Origin of the sequence: Rhodanobacter aciditrophus (assembly GCF_042679525.1) — a bacterium.
Classification (GTDB): domain Bacteria; phylum Pseudomonadota; class Gammaproteobacteria; order Pseudomonadales; family Marinomonadaceae; genus Marinomonas; species Marinomonas aciditrophus.
Genome location: NZ_JBHTMN010000007.1, coordinates 318,401 through 336,418 on the forward strand (window position 1 = coordinate 318,401; position 18,018 = coordinate 336,418).

The 18,018-nt window shown below is 47.2% G+C and carries 18 protein-coding genes and 1 riboswitch; of the genes, 7 read left to right on the plus strand and 11 right to left on the minus strand.

Annotated elements, in window-relative coordinates:
* Nucleotides 1–100 precede the first annotated feature (100 nt).
* The 4 genes from ACFQ45_RS06805 to ACFQ45_RS06820 all read left to right on the plus strand — a co-directional run bounded on the left by ACFQ45_RS06805 (nucleotide 101) and on the right by ACFQ45_RS06820 (nucleotide 2,949).
* Nucleotides 101–976, plus strand: coding sequence for an EamA family transporter (locus tag ACFQ45_RS06805; protein WP_377366244.1), 876 nt, complete (start codon nucleotides 101–103; stop codon nucleotides 974–976).
* Between the two features lie 107 nt (nucleotides 977–1,083).
* The gene (locus ACFQ45_RS06810) at nucleotides 1,084–1,698 is read left to right on the plus strand and encodes a LysE family translocator (RefSeq protein WP_377366245.1); all 615 of its coding nucleotides are present in this window, start codon (nucleotides 1,084–1,086) and stop codon (nucleotides 1,696–1,698) included.
* 79 nt (nucleotides 1,699–1,777) lie between these two features.
* Entirely contained in the window at nucleotides 1,778–2,287 is a 510-nt protein-coding gene (locus ACFQ45_RS06815; RefSeq protein WP_377366246.1) for a lipocalin family protein, read from the plus strand.
* A gap of 269 nt (nucleotides 2,288–2,556) precedes the next feature.
* Nucleotides 2,557–2,949, plus strand: a complete 393-nt coding sequence (locus ACFQ45_RS06820) for a GNAT family N-acetyltransferase (protein ID WP_377366247.1) — start codon at nucleotides 2,557–2,559, stop codon at nucleotides 2,947–2,949.
* Nucleotides 2,950–3,024: 75 nt separating this feature from the next.
* Here ACFQ45_RS06820 and ACFQ45_RS06825 read toward each other — a convergent pair whose 3' ends face one another.
* The 11 genes from ACFQ45_RS06825 to ACFQ45_RS06875 all read right to left on the minus strand — a co-directional run bounded on the left by ACFQ45_RS06825 (nucleotide 3,025) and on the right by ACFQ45_RS06875 (nucleotide 13,876).
* Entirely contained in the window at nucleotides 3,025–4,464 is a 1,440-nt protein-coding gene (locus ACFQ45_RS06825) for a KAP family P-loop NTPase fold protein (protein WP_377366248.1), read from the minus strand.
* Nucleotides 4,465–4,490: 26 nt separating this feature from the next.
* On the minus strand, nucleotides 4,491–5,459 hold the full coding sequence (locus tag ACFQ45_RS06830; RefSeq protein ID WP_377366249.1) for a nucleotidyl transferase AbiEii/AbiGii toxin family protein: 969 nt from the start codon (nucleotides 5,457–5,459) through the stop codon (nucleotides 4,491–4,493).
* Nucleotides 5,440–5,844 carry a DUF6088 family protein gene (locus ACFQ45_RS06835; RefSeq protein ID WP_377366250.1) on the minus strand — a complete coding sequence of 135 codons (405 nt, stop codon included), beginning with the start codon at nucleotides 5,842–5,844 and terminating at the stop codon, nucleotides 5,440–5,442. Before ACFQ45_RS06835 ends, ACFQ45_RS06830 begins: the two co-directional genes overlap by 20 nt.
* Before the next feature lie 73 nt (nucleotides 5,845–5,917).
* A complete protein-coding gene (map, locus tag ACFQ45_RS06840) occupies nucleotides 5,918–6,694 on the minus strand; it encodes a type I methionyl aminopeptidase (protein ID WP_377366251.1) in 777 nt (258 codons plus the stop codon).
* Entirely contained in the window at nucleotides 6,691–6,915 is a 225-nt protein-coding gene (locus ACFQ45_RS06845) for a ParD-like family protein (RefSeq protein ID WP_377366252.1), read from the minus strand. Before ACFQ45_RS06845 ends, map begins: the two co-directional genes overlap by 4 nt.
* A 52-nt stretch (nucleotides 6,916–6,967) precedes the next feature.
* Entirely contained in the window at nucleotides 6,968–7,786 is an 819-nt protein-coding gene (gene thiD, locus ACFQ45_RS06850; RefSeq protein ID WP_377366253.1) for a bifunctional hydroxymethylpyrimidine kinase/phosphomethylpyrimidine kinase, read from the minus strand.
* Nucleotides 7,787–7,866: 80 nt separating this feature from the next.
* Nucleotides 7,867–7,965, minus strand: a riboswitch (TPP riboswitch).
* Between the two features lie 140 nt (nucleotides 7,966–8,105).
* Entirely contained in the window at nucleotides 8,106–10,502 is a 2,397-nt protein-coding gene (locus ACFQ45_RS06855) for a TonB-dependent siderophore receptor (protein ID WP_377366254.1), read from the minus strand.
* Nucleotides 10,503–10,607: 105 nt separating this feature from the next.
* Nucleotides 10,608–11,558 (minus strand): FecR family protein, encoded by a 951-nt coding sequence (locus ACFQ45_RS06860; protein ID WP_377366255.1) that lies wholly within the window; start codon nucleotides 11,556–11,558, stop codon nucleotides 10,608–10,610.
* Nucleotides 11,551–12,075: a sigma-70 family RNA polymerase sigma factor gene (locus ACFQ45_RS06865; protein WP_377366256.1), complete on the minus strand. Its 525-nt coding sequence runs from the start codon at nucleotides 12,073–12,075 to the stop codon at nucleotides 11,551–11,553. The genes ACFQ45_RS06860 and ACFQ45_RS06865 overlap by 8 nt, the downstream gene beginning before the upstream one ends.
* 156 nt (nucleotides 12,076–12,231) lie before the next feature.
* Nucleotides 12,232–12,885 (minus strand): peroxiredoxin, encoded by a 654-nt coding sequence (locus ACFQ45_RS06870; protein ID WP_377366257.1) that lies wholly within the window; start codon nucleotides 12,883–12,885, stop codon nucleotides 12,232–12,234.
* Between the two features lie 79 nt (nucleotides 12,886–12,964).
* A complete protein-coding gene (locus ACFQ45_RS06875) occupies nucleotides 12,965–13,876 on the minus strand; it encodes a LysR family transcriptional regulator (protein ID WP_377366258.1) in 912 nt (303 codons plus the stop codon).
* A 151-nt stretch (nucleotides 13,877–14,027) separates the two neighbouring features.
* On the opposite strand from ACFQ45_RS06875, the gene speB reads away from it, so the two are divergent.
* The 3 genes from speB (at nucleotide 14,028) to urtA (ending at nucleotide 17,995) form a co-directional block, all read left to right on the plus strand.
* Nucleotides 14,028–15,026, plus strand: a complete 999-nt coding sequence (gene speB, locus ACFQ45_RS06880; protein ID WP_377366259.1) for an agmatinase — start codon at nucleotides 14,028–14,030, stop codon at nucleotides 15,024–15,026.
* 121 nt (nucleotides 15,027–15,147) lie between these two features.
* Complete coding sequence (locus ACFQ45_RS06885; RefSeq protein ID WP_377366260.1) at nucleotides 15,148–16,545, plus strand: YjiH family protein; 1,398 nt, start codon at nucleotides 15,148–15,150, stop codon at nucleotides 16,543–16,545.
* 166 nt (nucleotides 16,546–16,711) lie between these two features.
* On the plus strand, nucleotides 16,712–17,995 hold the full coding sequence (urtA, locus tag ACFQ45_RS06890) for an urea ABC transporter substrate-binding protein (RefSeq protein ID WP_377366261.1): 1,284 nt from the start codon (nucleotides 16,712–16,714) through the stop codon (nucleotides 17,993–17,995).
* Nucleotides 17,996–18,018 lie beyond the last annotated feature (23 nt).

An 18,018-nucleotide genomic window follows, 5' to 3' on the forward strand; every position in this document is an offset into this window, starting at 1 on the left:
TTAAATTGTACTCTTATTTTTATCAAAAATTGTATCTGATCTCTTTTTGGGCGTGCCCGTCATACTGACTGCAGTTGAATCGAATAAAAAGGTGCAAGGTATGACGGGCAAAGACAGTCTTTTTTTGGTGCTTTTGATGGCGCTCTGGGGCTTTAACTTCAGTGTCATCAAGCTTGGGGTCAATAATATTGAGCCGCTTCTCCTAACGGCTTTGCGTTTTACTTTGGCGGTGTTGCCGTTGATCTTCTTTATCCGTCGCCCCAATGTACCTTGGCGTTACCTCATGGCTTATGGTTTGACGTTTGGGGTGGGGGTCTGGGGGCTGACGACCTTGTCGGTTGGAGCGGGATTGTCTTCTGGCTTGGCCTCCTTGCTACTGGATATGAGTGTTCTCAGTAGTCTGTTGGTCGGACGCTATGTGCTGAAAGAAGCTCTGACGCCAGAGAAGCTGTTTGGCTCCCTGTTAGCGCTGCTTGGGCTGGGCATCATTATCTGGTATCAAGGGGGGACGGTAACACCTTTGGGTTTGATATTGGTGTTGGCGGCGTCGGTCTTTTGGAGCATCAATGGGGTCATTGTTAAGCGCTCCGGCACCCAGTCTGTATTCGCCTTTAACATTTGGGGCATGGCGTTCGCTCCTGTGCCATTGCTCTTGCTGGCGCTGGTGTCCTATGGCCCTACGTCGGTGTCAGAGTCTTTAGCCCAAGTAAATGGCTCCGTGTTGTTTTCGGCTGCGTTTCAAGCCTATCCCACCACCTTGCTCGGTTACTGGTTTTGGAACAAGATGATTGTTAAATACTCTATTTCTACCGTGGCCCCCATGAACCTTTTAGTGCCGGTGTTTGCGTTGATCGGTGGTCTATTGTTTCACGGGGAACAATTGGCCATGCCGCAAGTTGTGGCAGCGGTGGTGATTTTATTGGGTGTGGCGGTCAGCGAAGTTAGATTCCCTAAAGGTAGATTGGCTAAGCTGTAATTGTATTATATTGACGAAGAACGAGAATTTTAGAGGCGTTTTTAAGTGTCTTAACGACTCTTGCTAAGACGCCAAAGGGATCATTTTGCAACAGAGGGACGTTTATTATGATAACGATTGAATACCTACTCACCGCATTAGTGCTGGTGTTGATTCCGGGGACGGGGGTGATTTACACGGTGGCCACAGGGTTGTTTGTGGGCAAGCGTGCCAGTGTGTTTGCCGCTTTTGGATGCACCATGGGGATTTTGCCAGCGCTGCTGGCCAGTAGCTTTGGTTTGGCTGCGATATTTCATACCAGCGTGGTCTTGTTTCAGGTGGTGAAATACGCAGGGGCCATGTATTTACTGTATTTGGCTTGGCAGATGTGGCGTTCTGCCGCACCTCTTGAAGTAGAGGAAGGCCAAGCTGAGCGTTCTTATGTCAGCATTGCCGTGAAGGGATTTTTACTTAACATCTTGAACCCTAAACTTTCGATCTTCTTTCTCGCCTTTCTGCCTCAGTTTATTCCCAGCACCCAAGACAGCGCTTTCGTCAGCATGTTGCTTCTGGGAGGCGTGTTTATGCTGATGACCTTTGTTGTCTTTGTGGTGTATGGCTTTTTGTCTGGCAGCTTTAGCAGCATGGTGGTGAGATCTCGCCGGGCCAGCATCATGATTCAAAAGGTGTTTGCCTCAAGCTTCGCCGCACTTGGCATTAAGCTGGCCTTGAGTGATAAGTAGCGGCGTCATTACCTCGGGAGAATAAGACCAAACGGTGCGTTCATGCGTATAGCTTCGAAAGTATCTGGAGGTGTATGTAATGATTCGCGCTGTTTGTTTTGCTGTGGTTATGATGTTGGTCGGTTGTACCTCTGCCCCAAAAGGCATTGAGCCGGTTGATGAGTTTGCGTTACCTAAATACCTCGGCACTTGGTATGAAATCGCACGTTTAGACCACAGTTTTGAGCGCGGTTTGTCTCAAGTCACTGCGCAATACAGTCTGCGTGAAGACGGTGGCGTAAAAGTGATTAATCGTGGCTATTCAAAAGAAGATAAAGAATGGAGCGAAGCGGAAGGCAAAGCCTACTTCGTCGAGGACAGCAGCACTGGCCATTTAAAAGTCAGCTTCTTTGGCCCATTTTATGGCGCATACGTGGTGTTCGATTTGGACGAAGATTACCAACAAGCCTTTGTTTCTGGTCCTGATCGCTCGTATTTGTGGTTCCTGTCTCGTACCCCTACGGTCTCTGAAGCTGACAAGCAACGCTTTATCCAAGCCGCACGGGCAAAGGGATTTGATACTGATGAATTGATCTTTGTTGAGCAATAACAGTGCCGCAAATCCCTCTTGTGGGACCCGATTGCATCGGGGACAAGGCCAGCAACTTCACTACCAATTAGAGACACCTAAAAGACTCAACCCTTGTAGAGTGGGCTTTAGCCCAACCATTACGAAGTGAAAATACCCATCACAAAGAGTCGTCTTGTGTATGATGTATTTTCAGCCGAAATCAGTGCTTCAGAAATCAGACAATAGGAATGTCGATGCATATTCGAGAAATAACACCCCAAGATGCGGACGCTGCAAGTGCGGTTTGCATGGCAGCTTTCACGTTGTCCGTGGCGGGTACAGTATCAGAAGAGGGTATTGCCACGTTTGCAACGATTGCGTCCCCCGACGCCTTTCTCAATCGAATGAGTCGCGGCGATTATCTTACGTTAGTCGCTGAAATCGATGGCGTGATAGAGGGCGTTTCAGCACTGAAGGATGGTCATCATTTAGCTATGTTGTTTGTCAGGCCTGAACGCCAAAAGAGCGGAATAGGACGACAATTGCTGCGATCTTTAATAGAAAATGTCACCGTTGATACAATGACAGTGCGCGCTTCATTATCGTCTGTTACGGCTTACGAAAAATACGGCTTTGAACTCTCTGGCGATATAGGCGAGTCTGCTGGATTGGCTTATCAGCCTCTAGAGCTTGTGCTTTAGTAGTTCATTATTCCTTCTCGTTTAAAGGTCAATAATCTATTAGCAGTTTGGTCATATTGATCAAATTTTTGCAGTTTAAGGACCATCAAATGCTATAGCAGTTGAACGTATGATATTTAGCATTTCAGCTGGGTTTGTAAGAAGTGTTACATTGGGCTGTCTCCTTATAAAATCAATCTGATTATTTAAGCTTACATAGTCTGCATTAATGCTTTTAAATTCATGCTGCTTGAATTGGCTGTTAGGAGAGATTTTATATGCTTCCTTATTTTGGCATTGGCTCAAGGGTCCATTTAGATCCTGAAGTAGCTTTGTCATTTTTATTGATCTAGTAAAATAAAAGTCGACGATTTTTTCTGATCCAGTATAAGCCTTCATTGCTCTTAGCTCGGAGTCGAATTTTTCAAACTCTGGGATACCTGTATAGAGTGCTTCGCCAAAAACCAACCCTGTTAGGGTTAGAATCGAGAATGCCTTTTTGTCTAAGCTATCAGATAGTAATAGAGACTCTAAATGAGAGCAGAGTTGTCTTACTCTGCGTAGCGGGAGGTGGTTCTTATTTAGTTGGCATATTAAGCTTACTGAATATTGAAGTTCTTCTGTCGTGCTTACTTTGGGTAAAGTTAATAATTTACAGAGATTTACGCCTTCAAAAATTTTCTGAGCTTTTATGAATTCCAAGTAATCTGGCTCTGGCAAAGTTAGTCTCTGCTCAAAGAAGCGACTGAGGTATTCATGAGAGTCGAAATCCTGTCCATAGATTGCTTTTATTGAATGTTGAAGTTGTTTCGTGTCTGTCGAGAAGATGAACACAAAATTTGGTATGTCGAAGAGGTGTTTAACAGTCTCTAGCATCTCTATAGCGTATGACGGACGGCAGCGGTCAAGTTCATCAATAAAGATAAAGACCTTCTCTTTCGGTGTGTCTGGCTGAGCGAATTCAACGAGTTTTTGTACTTCTCGTTTAAAGTCTTTGGTGAATTGCTTGTGTCTTATATGTGCTCTTGTTGTTTCGAGGCCAAGATCACCAATATTTAGATTCGATTTATAATCTTTTGCGTTAACTGCTGAGCCTACTATCGATTCAAAAAGTTCAAGCAGCTCTTTGCTTCCTTGATCCCCGATCAACTTCCCAAGCAAAGAAGTTAGTATTTTGGGAATGCTGCCTTTGAGCTGAGTAGCAAAGTGAACGACTTTCTTTTCTTGTTCATAAAAACCATCTTTCCTTGTTAGCTCAGATAGTTGATCAATGATCTCCGCAATAATGATTGTCAGAGGGTCATCAAGATAATCTGACTCCCATGCATCAATCTTAATTCCAATATGTCCCTTTTCTTCAACCAGCCGCTTCCAGTTTTCCACAAAGAAGGTTTTTCCTGTTCCCCAGGCACCATTCAGGTTTACCGGGAAAGCATGCTCTTCGGTGTTACGTGTTATTAAATATTGAGTAAAACGTTCAGCAAGCTTTTTGCGCTTTGAGCCTGTAGCGCAGTTTTCAAAAGGGCGTTTAGGCATTCGGTAACTTCCTTATAAAAATTATCTCAATCGTGAGTCTTTTCTAGTTCTTCCAATAGCTGCTTAGTTAGTGTTTGAAATATTTCCATCGCATCCTGCCAAGTGACAGGATGTTCTGCATATACCATAGGGCTGACATACTTATTGTAGCGCTCTGCATATAGCTCGTTATTCAGGAGCTGTTCTAACCCAAAACTTAGCTCATCCAGTGGTGAGTCGACTAGCTGAGGGTGTTGATTGCCATACTGCTGAACGTCAGTCTTGATGACGTTGCTAACGAGAGTTGCGAGCTTTTCTGTATTGGAAGGCTCGGCCATTTGGATGTGATAAGTATCGTAGACATGTCTTATGAGTGTTTCGTCATCTACTCGGTTTTGATCTCGGGTGGCGCTAGCTGTTCTTCGTAGCATTGACACCAACTTCTCTGCTTGTGTGTCGAGAATAGCGGCACAGTCCATTTCGATAGTCTGATCGGACTGTTTTAGTATTTCCGAATAAATTGATTGGATGCATCTTTTTTCGGGCGGGCTAAGAGTGACTGATTCAATTAACTCCAGCTTGATGAAAGGCCTAAGGCAAGGCGCTTGTAGGTAAGCCTGCGGATACTTTATTTCAAAGGCTGAATAGCGGTACTCATCTTTTACGTCAGGCGTGCCTTCTATTGAAAATAATCGACTTTGTTCTAGCAGAAGCTCTACTTGTTGTTTGGCTTTCTTGCGAGCATTTCGCCTTGCGTTACGTGATAAAACATCTGAGTAGTTCGGCTTTGGGACCAGTTTCAGATCTATATCCTCGGACATCCTGTATGTCTTGATGGCGGATTTTGCTAATGCCGTACCACCTGAAAATACGATTTGATGGTAGTCCAGATCAATGGTGGAGATCAGTTTTAGCAGCTCGACGATGTAATAATCTTTTTCGACAATGGCGGGGTTGCCGAGTCCTATGGCATCGGCAATATCAACGAAGAGAGAGCTATCGAAGTTCGTTGACACTCTGGCTTCCTACTTTGATCTTACGTGTAAAGCGAGTGCTTCTTGGTGTCACTTTAATCTTGGCAGGAATTTGAGTGCTGTTGCCTGAGAGGCTTGATTGCGATACTTCATCAAAAGAATATGCAACATTGAGTCTTTCAAGCGCTTCAATCATAACGCCATCTGAGCCTGCTGGATTATCTGGCATTGGTTTACCTGTGATCCTATTTATGCGCGCTCGGACGTATAACCCATAGCTTATTTTTAGCAGTAGACCTTCATCAACAAGTTGCCTTAAACAGCGTCCAACTTGGTCGTAATCTGCAATATCTTTAAAGTCTGAACGCATGAAAACAGAACGCTTTGAGCGCTTTACTCTATTTTGTATTCTGCTTTGAATGGTCATGACGTCACCTCGTTAATGTTGTCTATATAATAGACAAAAATACGACATTTCTCAAAAGCAAAAATACGACATTTTAAATACGCTCTTCCTCCCTCAGCGTCAGCACTTCATAGCCTGTTTCCGTCACTAAGATGGTGTGTTCCCATTGTGCGGAGAGTTTGCGATCCGCTGTGACTACCGTCCAGCCGTCTTTTTTGGTTTTGGTCTTGGCACGGCCTTGGTTGATCATGGGTTCGATGGTGAAGGTCATGCCTGGCTTGAGCTTCAAGCCTTTACCCGGTTTACCAACGTGCAGCACTTGTGGGCCTTCGTGCATCTCTCGACCGATGCCATGGCCGCAGTACTCCTGTACCACGCTGTAACCGTTAGCGCGGGCGTGGGCTTCGATGGCGTGACCAATGTCCCCCAGGGTGGCACCGGGCTTCACTTGTTTGATCCCTTGCCACATGGCGTTGTAGGTTTCCTTCACCAGGCGGCGTGCCTCTGGGCCAGCGCTAGGCATGACGTACATCTTGCTGGAGTCGGCGATGAAACCGTTTTTCTCGAGGGTGATATCGAGGTTGATGATGTCTCTTGGGCGCAAGGCGTAGTGTTCTTTTGGCATACCATGACACACCACTTCGTTCACTGAAGCATTTAACACGTACGGGTAGTCGTATTGGCCGAGGCTAGCTGGACGTGCCTGTAATTCTTGACGAATGTAGCGTTCTACCTCGTCGTTGATGGCCATGGTGGTGACGTCTTCTTTGACGATGCTGTCGAGGTGTTTGAAGACTTTGGCAAGCAGGCGACCTGCCTCTCGCATCAGTTCGATCTCTGGTGCGGTTTTGATGTGAATCTGATCGCTCATGCTAAGGCCTGCTTGGGCACTTCAGTCATTGCTTGCTCTTCTAGATCGGCTTTGTCCAGCTCCATTTGTATGATTTCAGAGAAGCTCATGGTTGGATTGCGCTCTGCTAAGCGGCCGATCTTGATCCAGAACTCGGCCTGCGCGTTGATCGAGCGAGACATGACTTGCGAAGCGCGGCGTACATCATCATGTACGTCGTCAGAGATTTTAATGATTCCCATGATATGATCCATATATAAAACGTATATAGACCATATTCTATGGTTTTTATCTTCAATTGGAAAGTCGAGTCAGATTATAAAAATGATGAACTGGGCCGTGACCTTGGCCAACTCGCAGTTCATCCGCGTGCGCGATGGCGTTTGCGATGTAGTTTTTGGCACGTTTTACGGCAACAGGTAAGGTCGCGCCTTGGGCCAAGTAGGAGGCAATGGCAGATGACAAGGTACAGCCTGTGCCGTGGGTGTTGTGTGTCTTAATGCGAGGTGTCGAAAACGGCATCACCTGATCGTTTTGTAGCAACCAATCGGTACTGTCGGGAGACTCGCTTAAGTGTCCGCCTTTAAGTAAGACCGCGCTCACGGGCAAGTTGCTAAGCAACGGGATCAAGGCTTCAGCCTGTGCTTCTGTTTGTGGTGCGGTTTGATTCACCAGCACTGCGGCTTCAGGCAAATTGGGGGTGATCAGCGAGGCGCATGGCAGTAGCTCGTCGAGCATGGTTTGTACCGCAGCAGATTCAAGTAAAGCATCGCCGCTGGATGCGATCATCACAGGGTCGAGTACGACGTGAGGGGGGTGATATTGCTTCAGTTTGCGAGCAATTAGTCGAATGATGTCGGCATTTGCCAGCATACCGATTTTCACGGCGCGGACGTTTAAATCTGAGAAAACCGCATCGAGTTGTGCTTCGATGTGCGTCAGGGGGATTGGGTGTACATCGGTCACACCTAGGGTGTTTTGTGCTGTGGTGGCGGTGATGACAGTGCAGGCGTAACCGCCTGTGGCAGAGATGGCTTTGATGTCAGCTTGGATACCGGCACCGCCGCCACTATCGGACCCAGCTATGCTTAATGTGATCGGTGTTTGGCTCATGGATCTCCCTCTTATTCCTCTCAAAGGGAGGAAAAAAGGGGAGATCTCCAACGTGCTAATACAAGCCGAGCGCTAGAGCAATTGCGTTCCCCATAGTTCCCTCCGTCAGTACTAACTGAATCAGGTTCAACGGGTCTCGCGCTGGCGATCTCAGCATTTCTGCTCCCCGACTATGTGTGTTGTAGATCATATCAAACGAATGAGGAGTTGGCCTAATCTCTCGTTGCTCAGATTGATAGAAGCAAAAAAGCGGATCAATAAAAAAGGCGAATAACCTTTGTTATTCGCCTTTACCGTCATGACAGGTTTAAAGGGGATCTTAAAACTCTGTGCTCACAGACAGTTTGATTTCTCGTGGGTCACCTTGGCTAAGGTAGCCTCCAGCGGCAGAAGCCCAGTAAGCTTCGTTGGTCACATTAGTGATGTTTAGACGCCAAGTTAAAGGCAGATCAGACCATTGAGTTTCGTAACGGGCGCTAAGATCTAAACGTGTCCAAGGGTCTAGTTTAAGCGTGTTGCCTGCGTCTAGGTATTGAGGCCCCGTGTGGATGATTTTACCGCCTAGGGTAATGGCGCGCTCGATCGGTAGATCGTACTCACCCCCAAGCACGACGCTGTACTTGGCAACACCTACGGCTTGATTGCCGTCATTAGTGCCATTTTGTGTGCTGGTCAGCTCCGCATCCGTCCAAGCAAAGGAAGAATTCAAGCGGATATCGTTGGCAGGTGAGCCAAATACGCTCACTTCTAGACCACGGTTAACCTGCTCTCCGTAGACACCGTAGGTGCCGTTTTCCGTGTAAGCGGAAGGCTTTTTGATCTCGTATACGGCGAAGCTGGTAGCTAGGTCGTCAGACTCATATTTGACCCCCACTTCGTTTTGCTTGGCTTTGTACGGTTCAAACACTTCGCCGCTGTTGCTGGCACTACTAGGGGCCGTATCCCCTTTTTGTAGGGATTCAACATGGTTGGCGTAAAGGGACACAGATGGAGTGACCTTGTACACCACGCCGTACACAGGGGAGATGGCGTTTTCGTCGTAGTCTGATTCTTTTACGCCTTCATAGCTGTAGTTTTTAACCTGAAGCTGTTGGTAACGAGCACCTACTGTCACAAGTAGGGTGTCATCTAGGAAGCCTAGGGTGTCAGACAAGGCAAGGCCCTGTGCGGTCGTGCGGCTGCGGATATTCGGGTCATCCATGCTGCCGCCTGAATATAAAGTGGCAGGATAGTCAACGTCTGCTGGATCGTATAGGTTGGTGGCAGAGTTGCCAGACATGGTGTAAGCCGTATACACCTTGGTGTCGAAGCTAGAAAACCCAAGGTTAATGTCATGGCTCACATTGCCCGTTTGTACATCACCTTTTAGGCCAAACGCAGAGGACACAGTATCCGACTCGTAAGGGACGGATAGGCGGTAGAGCGTGGCATTACCCTCATTGTCCGTGGGGGTTGGAGAGGAATAATCACCGTATTCTTTGTTGTGGTTCACACCCAGGGCACCGTGGGCTAGCCAGTTTTCGGACAACTGATAGTCTGCAGTCGCCATAGCAAAGGTGTTTTCTAGCTCAGAGCTAGCCCAAGATGGCGCATAGTTTGTATCTGCTGAAGGTGCGTCTGGGATCTCGGTTAGAGAGCCTTGATAGACCACTGAGCGGCCGCCTTCGATATTAAGTTTTTGATAACCGGCTTCAAGGGCAGTGTGTACCTTGCCTTCCCGGTAATCTACGCCCACGTTGATGGACGTTTCTTCACGGTTTTCGTCATCAATGGCAGTGTCGCCCGCACGGTGAAGTACACTAGCGTGGGCACCATACTGGTCGTGATCGCCAAAACGTCGAGCCACATCACCTGACACGCCAGTGCGGCCTTGTGCTGTGGTGTCTAGGGTTAAGCGGGTGTAGTCATAGGTTGGGATTTTAGGCTCGATGTTGATGGCGCCACCGATACCTGAGTTCCCTGGAGTAACGCCATTGGCAAAGGCGTTTGCGCCTTTCAGAAGTTGTACGCTTCCCACTGGGTTGGTGGAGACCAATTGACGTGGCAGGATGCCGTATAAACCACCATAAGAGATTTCATCGCTGTAAAGGTTGAAGCCTCGCACCATGAAGATTTCAGAGTAGTTACCATAGCCGAAGCCGGATTGAACACTGGCGTCGTTGCTCAACACATCGCCGATGGATTCAAGTTGTTGGTCTTCGATGACCTGAGCAGTGTAAGACACAATGCTGAACGGCGTGTCTTTCGCTTGTTGGTTGCCTAGAACACCCAAGCGCGCGCCTGTTTCCACTTGGCCAGCAGCAAAGCGTGGTGCAGTTTGAATCAAAGAAGGTGCGGTGACGGAAACCGCGCCTAGCTCATGGTTTGCCGCTGCTTCGATGTAGTAGCTGTTGTCATTGCCGGCCACAAGGTACAGACCTGAGTCTTCCAATAACAGGTTGATCACTTCAAGGGGGGCGTATTCGCCGCTTACTGCTGGGTTTTGTTTCCCAAAGGTCAGCAATGGGTCAAAGGCCAATGGAATCTGCGCTTGTGCCGCTACTGTCGTTAGGGCGACGCCTAGATCCCCAGCAGGAATATCAAAATACTGTTCTGCTTGGGCGGTAGGGTTGGCTGTTTGCGCCAACAACGCCGGAGAGCTGACCGCCACAAGGGCAATAGAAGAGCCGAAAAGCGCCGCTCTAACGGCAGCACGTAAAGAGTTTACTTTAAGCATTGGAACGAATTACCTCAGATAAATGGGAATCATTTACTAGATAGGCCACTTAAGATTTAAAAAGGTATCAATACAAATGAGATTTATTTCTATTTTTTTGATCAGCTAAGAAATATTGACCCAAAAGCCCGCTAGGTTTTGCTCCACGTTTAAATGGTAGGAACGCTCCAGCATGGCAAACAGTTGGCGACTGTCTGTGACAGGGAAAGATCCGGATATAAGCAGCTTACGTTTATTCGGCGCAACACGAATTAACCCGTATTGATAGCGCATAAGCTCCTCTGCGAAGTCCTCCATGGGCATGGCGTTGACTGCCAGCATGCCTGAAAGCCACGCCTTTTGGGCTTGGATATTGCCAATCCTTGCTTGGCCTAGTTGCGCCTCTTTAGAGTAGGTGGCCACTTCCCCTGCTTGGAGAGAGAACCTATGGGTGTTGTTCGCAGTGATGACGGTGGCACTACCCGTGAGCAGGGATACCTTAGTGATTCCAGGGTACTGGCGTACACAGAGCGTCCCGTTGTCGCTGGCGATTTGGCATTCTTTGCTGGCGAGGGTTAATGGCGCTAAGGTAGGTTTGTTGGCGACGGCGAGATAGATTTCTCCGTCCAGCAAATCCACATGACGAGTGGTGTCGCTAAAATGAGTATTGATAGCAGACTCGGTATTTAACGTGACTTGGCTGGTATCAGGAAGCTCAATAGTTTCTCGCTCACCTTTGTTGGTGCGATATTGGGCTAACAAATTAAAGTGTTGGGTACCTTGATAAGAAGCAAATCCCATGGGAGCCAGTAGCGCCAGGTAAAAGCTATTGCGCAAGGCTTTACGTTTTCTGAGGTCTGCTGGTCGGTTCAATACCGGTAGGGCAATCTCTGATGGCAAGCCGTTCATTTGCCCGAGCAGGCGCTCGGCACGTTTCCAAGTTCTAGCGTTATTGGGCTGGGCGTACCAAGTTTCCCACTGGGCTTGATCTGCTTTGGAGAGGGTTCCTTCTTCCGCCATTTTGACGAGCCATTCCGAGGCTTCTTCTAAGCTTTTTAAATGGCTCGCATCACTCAAAAAGGTCATCCTCCATAAGTAACAAGCACTGCATAAAGGCTTGTTTCATATAACGTTTTACTGTTATCTCGGATACCTGCATGTGTTCCGCGATGACTTTGTAGGTAAGTCCTTCCAGTTGTGACATTAAAAATGCCTGCTTAACCTGAGCGGGTAAACGGTCCAAGCTTGCGTCAAGTTCTGTCAGAGTCTCGATTAAAATCTGCCGTTGTAACTCATCGAGCTGGAACACCTCAGGGGATAGCGCAAGGTGCTCTAGATAAGACTGCTCAATGCTCTTTCTACGGTAAAAGTGGCTGATCAGTCCTTTTGCGATCGTTGCCAAATAGGCACGTGGGCTATCGATGGATTGGATTTCACGGCGCTCATAAAGACGTAAAAACGTATCTTGAGTGAGGTCGCTCGCATCGAAATGGCACTCCAGCCGACGATGGATCCACTTATAAAGCCAAGTTTGGTGCTCAGAATAGAAAGAGTTGAAGTGGCTTTGTGCAACATTACTCGCAGGTAGCGACATAAACTCCTCAACAAAAAGACTAATGATAATTATTATCATTAGATCATTAAATGATCATAAGATCAATCATTCACCAGTGTAAAGAGTGACTTGTCTGATGGCATGGTTAAAGGTGCTAACACCCTGAAGGGATGTTAGCAGTAGGGTGCGATAGAGTTATTTGGGAGCTTTTGTGGTGCGTAAATAGGGGAGTTTGACGTTGATCTGACCAAATCGCTCTTTTGCTTGGTCATCGTTAAGGCTTAAATCTATGATCACGTCCTCGCCGACTGTCCAGTTGGCGGGGGTGGCGATGGGCGCTTGATAAGTAGCCTGAAGCGCATCCAACGCTCTTAAAATTTCTGCGAAATTACGACCGACTGCCATGGGGTAAGCGATGGATAACTGGATCTTTTTATCTGGGCTAATGATAAACACCACTCGTACGCTGGCTGAGTCCGCGGCGGTTCTGCCATCTGGCAGGTAAGCATCCTCTGGTAACATATTGAGTGCTTTAGAAATCTCCAGTGACTCGTCAGCAATGATAGGGAAATTAGGCTTCGCGCCAGAAAATGTTTCGATGTCAGCTTTCCAAGCCGCATGCTCTTCAACACTGTCCACAGAAAGTCCGATAACCTTGGCGTTACGCTTTTTCCAAGCATTATCCAACAAGGATACTGCGCCAAATTCTGTGGTGCATACAGGGGTGAAGTCCTTTGGGTGGCTGAATAAAATGGCCCAGCTATCACCGATCCAATCATGTAGATCGAAACGGCCCTGATCTGTATTCACTGTTAAATTGGGCAGTATTTCGTTGATGCGTAATGACATGAGTGTCCTCTTCAATGTCTAAACTACTTAAGGTACTAATGTAGCTTAATGTGGTCGACAATTCATTTATTAGGTTTACCTAATGTTTTGGTTGGCCTGATTTGGAGCGACTGTGGTTAAGGGTCAAATCACGAAGCTTTTTGATGGCCACGTCCCTTGATCGCCCTCGTTTAAAGACTAGCGAAAATGGCGCTTGGAAGCCGAAAACGCTGGGATTAATAGGCTTAAGCAGGTTTTGCTTCATGTATTGCTCCGCATAATGTTCCGGCAAATAGCCAACGTAACGGCCTGACAAGATCAGCGCCAGTTGCGCTTCCATGGTATCAACGGTGGCGGTGCTGTAGCCGAAACCCCGTTTGCGCAAATCGGAACTTTTCCAATAACTGCGACTGACAACGCCGTAGTTTTTGATTTCTTCAATGGCGGGCATCTGACTGTTAAACAGGGGGTGCTGATCGCTGCAATAGAGCCAATGTTGTTCCTTGTAAAGAGGCATGTCCACAAGGTTGTTCACCTTGGAAGGGAAGGTGCCAATGGCCGCATCAAAGCGCTCATCCAGTACCCCTTGTGCTAATTCATGGGGGCTGCGAATCAAGAGATTTAACTGCATGGCGGGGAAGGTATCGTGAAACGCGCCAATGATTTCTGGGATGTTTAGGGTTTTATCCATCACTGTGGCGTCTAGTATGGCAAGATTGAAAGTGCCTATTTCATTGCCGTCCAAAGCCAGAGAAGCTTTCTCTAAAACGTCGAATTCTTCTAAAAAGGTCTCCACATATTGCAGATACTTTTGGCCTTTTTCCGTCAGCATAAAGCCTGATCGCCCTCGTCGACATAATACAAACCCCACATGCTCTTCTAGTTCACTCATGTAGTTGCTGATGGCTGAGGTTGTCAGGTTTAAGTCCTGTTGCGCACCGGAATAGCCCTGGTGACGTACTACGGACACAAACACTTCTAGCAGACGGATGTTGACTCTTTTGTTCTTCATAAGGGTATGACTCTAACGGTTTTAATACTTCAGTAATTCATGAAGTAACTATTTCTAATCTTCTATTTAATTCGAATATTTATTTTAACAATATTGATTTAAGCCAGATTAAAAAACCAGTCACGAATAAAAGAATTAAGGTTAACGTTCTATGGACAAAATCTTCCATCAACCGCAGAGTGGCAACGACGTACCGCGTTTCGCCGGCCGTGCCACCATGATGCGTCTGCCATTTGTCGAAAACTTAGAAGGCTTGGATGCGGCCTTTATCGGCATCCCGCTGGACGTGGGTACTTCCCAGCGTGCGGGAACGCGTTACGGTCCCCGCCAGATTCGCGCCGAATCTGTGATGATTCGCCCTTACAACATGGCGACGGGGGCAGCACCATTTGATGCCCTTTCGGTGGCAGACATCGGTGATGTGCCGATCAACACCTATAACCTGCTGAAGTCTGTGGACATCATTGAGCAGTATTACAAAGCTCTAAACCAATACTCACTGATCCCTCTGACGTTGGGCGGTGATCACACTCTGACGCTCCCTATCTTGCGTGCTATCAAAGAGAAACATGGCCCTGTGGCCTTGATCCACATCGATGCCCATACGGACACCAATGACAACATGTTTGGTGAGAAGATCGCCCATGGCACCACCTTCCGTCGTGCAGTGGAAGAAGGCTTGCTGGACTGTGACCGCGTGTTCCAGATTGGTCAGCGCGCCCAAGGCTACTCCTCAGAAGACTTTAAATGGGGAACCCAGCAGGGCTTTACCTTGTATACCGCAGAAGACTGCTGGCACAAATCCCTAGCGCCGCTGATGGCGGAAATCCGCGAAAAAGTGGGAGATACACCGATCTACATTTCCTTTGATATCGACGGCATCGACCCTGCTTGGGCACCGGGTACAGGTACTCCAGAAGTGGGTGGTTTGACTTCGATCCAAGCGTTGGAAATCGTCCGTGGTTGTAAAGGATTGAACATCGTTGGTGGTGACCTAGTGGAAGTGTCTCCTCCTTACGACGTGAGTGGCAACACCTCCCAGCTTGCTCTACGAAATGCTCTGCGTATTGCCCGGTGTGGCATACAGATAAGTTATAAAAATCAAAGTCTTATGCTAGGCGTTCAGGTGCTTTCTTCAGCGTGTTTTTAGCGTCCTCCCAGACCATGAAGCCTGAGCGCCAAGCACTTTAAAACTAGATCTCGCAGATATTGATTCAGTGGCTGACGAGGCGAAAAAATGTCATATACAATAATATAAAGCAGGAACAAATATGAGCCAGAATAAAGATACCTTGGAAGCAGGGCAGGTGGTTTTGGGTGATCAGGATGATGGTAATCGTTGCTTTACCCAATCAGATTATTTGAAATTTATTATTCCCTCTCTTATCGGGGCGCTATTTTTTTTAGTCCCCATTTTCATTGATGGCAAAGTGACCATTGGTATGGGGGTTATCTCCGATTACTTTAAGCTTGTGCTTAAGGATTATTTGCCTGGTATTACTGTGTTCTTGCTCAGTTTTTCTGCCGTGCTATCAGTGGTGTTTTCTCTTTTCATTTCCCCGAAGAAAAAGGCTCTTCAATCAATTTTTAAGGTAAGTTTGCCATGGTTACTGCTACGGGTATTAGGTGCAGTATTTGTGATCTGTACTTGGCAAGAAGTAGGGCCTGAGTGGATTTGGGATCGCAATACTGGTGGCGTTGTTTTATACGACTTGGCTCCTGCCTTAATTACCTTTTTCTTTTTTGCATCATTGTTGCTGCCCTTATTAGTCGATTTTGGCTTAATGGAATTTGTAGGGACTTTGGTACGTAATGTTTTTAGGACAATTTTTCGCCTGCCAGGGCGTTCATCTATTGATGCGGTAGCGTCTTGGATTGGCTCTGGGACGGTTGGTGTTCTGATTACTACGCAACAGTATGAAGGGGGATTTTACTCAAAGCGAGAATCCGCCGTCATTGCCACGAATTTTTCTATTGCTTCCATCGCATTCAGCTTGGTGGTTGCTAGCTTTATTGGTATCGATCACCTATTTATTGAATTTTATGCTTCAGTTTTAATTGCCGGTTTGATTGCAGCGATTATTACCCCAAGGCTACCGCCCTTGTGCTGGAAAAAAGACGAATACGTTGAAGGAGTGGGTAAGCAACTGACAGAAGACAATCATGGGGATATTTCTCTGTTTAGGTGGGGGCTTCATCAAGCAGTAGCTCGGGCTAGCAAGGCGCCTAAAGCTGGGCAAGTGGTGAAAATGGGTCTGCATAATGTGGCTGATATCTGGTTTGGCTTGCTGCCTCTGGTGATGGCGATTGGCACCATTGCGATGGCGTTGACCGAGTACACTCAAATTTTTGTGTGGTTGTCGAAGCCTATTATTCCACTGCTTGATTTGCTGCAAATTCCTGAGGCCGCTAAGGCTGCACCTGCGTTTTTAGTTGGTTTCGCGGATATGTTCTTGCCCGCTATTGTTGGCAAGGGTATCGAGAGTGAATTAACACGATTTGTGATCGCCGGTGTCTCCATGACTCAGCTTATTTACATGTCAGAAGTCGGTTTGCTGCTGATGAAATCTAAGATTCCTCTGAATTTTGTTGAACTGGCGGTTATCTTCATTCTGCGTACCTTAATCACACTTCCTATCATCGCGTTGCTTGGGCACTGGTGGGTGTAACAGACGCCACTACGTCAAATGACGTATATCACTAGGGTGTTTAGCGCATACCGTTTTCCATGTGATTTTTGAATACTGAGTGAACTGGTTATGAAGTGGTAGGTGTTCTACCTGCCACTTGCTGATCGGCTCATAAAATCAAAAATCACATAGGACGACTTAAATCATGAAACTCAAGACGATTGCTTCTGCGATTGCACTGTCTGGTGCAACGCTCATCGCTCTGCCTTCTATGGCAGCCGATACCATCAAAGTCGGCGTGCTGCACTCTTTGTCAGGCACCATGGCGATTTCTGAAACAACTCTAAAAGACACTGTGTTGATGATGGTGGACGAGCAAAACAAAAAAGGCGGCTTGCTAGGCAAAAAGTTAGAAGCAGTTGTTGTTGACCCTGCGTCTAACTGGCCTTTGTTTGCAGAAAAAGCTCGTGAGCTACTGACTGAAAACGACGTAGACGTCATTTTCGGTGGCTGGACATCGGTCTCTCGTAAGTCCGTATTGCCAGTAATCGAAGAGTTAAATGGTTTGATGTTTTACCCCGTTCAGTACGAAGGGGAAGAGTCGTCCAAAAACGTGTTTTACACAGGCGCTGCGCCGAACCAACAAGCAATCCCAGCGGTTAACTACTTGAAAGATGAATTGGGTGTTGAGCGTTGGGTATTGGCGGGAACTGATTACGTGTACCCACGTACTACGAACAAGATTCTAGAAGCTTACCTAAAAGATATGGGTGTGGCGGACGAAGACATCATGATCAACTACACGCCATTTGGTCATTCTGATTGGCAGTCTATCGTATCGGATATTTCTAAGTTCGGTAGCGAAGGCAAGAAAACTGCTGTGGTATCGACCATCAACGGTGACGCTAACGTGCCTTTCTACAAAGAGCTAGGTAACCAAGGTATTTCCTCTGAAGACATTCCTGTGGTGGCCTTCTCTGTAGGTGAAGAAGAGTTGTCTGGTTTGGATACTGAACCATTGGTAGGTCACTTGGCTGCTTGGAACTACTTCCAAAGTGTTGAAACCGATGAAAACGAAGAGTTCATCACTAAGTGGCAAGCTTTCACTAAGAACCCAGAGCGCGTAAGTAACGACCCAATGGAAGCCACTTACATCGGCTTTAACATGTGGGTAAATGCGGTAACAGAAGCGGGTACAACAGACGTGGATGCGGTTGAGCAAGCCATGATCGGTCAAGAAACCCCTAACCTAACTGGCGGTATCGCCGTGATGAACAAAAACCATCACTTGAGCAAGCCAGTACTGATTGGCGAGATTCAAGACGACGGTCAGTTTGAAACGGTTTGGGAAACTGACGGTGTGGTGGCAGGTGACGCTTGGTCTGACTTCTTGCCTGGCTCTAAAGATCTGATTGCCGATTGGACGGCTCCGATCAAGTGTGGCAACTACAACACCAAAACGAAAACCTGTTCTGGTCAGAACTACTAATCTGACTGCCTCCCAGGGTTAAA

What these genes read in the sequence shown, in the direction of transcription:
- ACFQ45_RS06865 (WP_377366256.1), bottom strand. Translation starts at nt 12,075, where the DNA reads ATGTCGCTACCTGCGAGTAATGTTGCACAAAGCCACTTCAACTCTTTC.
- map (WP_377366251.1), bottom strand. Translation starts at nt 6,694, where the DNA reads ATGAGCGATCAGATTCACATCAAAACCGCACCAGAGATCGAACTGATG.
- ACFQ45_RS06835 (WP_377366250.1), bottom strand. Translation starts at nt 5,844, where the DNA reads ATGACCATTCAAAGCAGAATACAAAATAGAGTAAAGCGCTCAAAGCGT.
- ACFQ45_RS06885 (WP_377366260.1), top strand. Translation starts at nt 15,148, where the DNA reads ATGAGCCAGAATAAAGATACCTTGGAAGCAGGGCAGGTGGTTTTGGGT.
- thiD (WP_377366253.1), bottom strand. Translation starts at nt 7,786, where the DNA reads ATGAGCCAAACACCGATCACATTAAGCATAGCTGGGTCCGATAGTGGC.
- ACFQ45_RS06815 (WP_377366246.1), top strand. Translation starts at nt 1,778, where the DNA reads ATGATTCGCGCTGTTTGTTTTGCTGTGGTTATGATGTTGGTCGGTTGT.
- ACFQ45_RS06820 (WP_377366247.1), top strand. Translation starts at nt 2,557, where the DNA reads ATGGCAGCTTTCACGTTGTCCGTGGCGGGTACAGTATCAGAAGAGGGT.
- ACFQ45_RS06870 (WP_377366257.1), bottom strand. Translation starts at nt 12,885, where the DNA reads ATGTCATTACGCATCAACGAAATACTGCCCAATTTAACAGTGAATACA.
- ACFQ45_RS06825 (WP_377366248.1), bottom strand. Translation starts at nt 4,464, where the DNA reads ATGCCTAAACGCCCTTTTGAAAACTGCGCTACAGGCTCAAAGCGCAAA.
- ACFQ45_RS06810 (WP_377366245.1), top strand. Translation starts at nt 1,084, where the DNA reads ATGATAACGATTGAATACCTACTCACCGCATTAGTGCTGGTGTTGATT.
- ACFQ45_RS06805 (WP_377366244.1), top strand. Translation starts at nt 101, where the DNA reads ATGACGGGCAAAGACAGTCTTTTTTTGGTGCTTTTGATGGCGCTCTGG.
- urtA (WP_377366261.1), top strand. Translation starts at nt 16,712, where the DNA reads ATGAAACTCAAGACGATTGCTTCTGCGATTGCACTGTCTGGTGCAACG.
- ACFQ45_RS06845 (WP_377366252.1), bottom strand. Translation starts at nt 6,915, where the DNA reads ATGGGAATCATTAAAATCTCTGACGACGTACATGATGATGTACGCCGC.
- ACFQ45_RS06855 (WP_377366254.1), bottom strand. Translation starts at nt 10,502, where the DNA reads ATGCTTAAAGTAAACTCTTTACGTGCTGCCGTTAGAGCGGCGCTTTTC.
- ACFQ45_RS06875 (WP_377366258.1), bottom strand. Translation starts at nt 13,876, where the DNA reads ATGAAGAACAAAAGAGTCAACATCCGTCTGCTAGAAGTGTTTGTGTCC.
- speB (WP_377366259.1), top strand. Translation starts at nt 14,028, where the DNA reads ATGGACAAAATCTTCCATCAACCGCAGAGTGGCAACGACGTACCGCGT.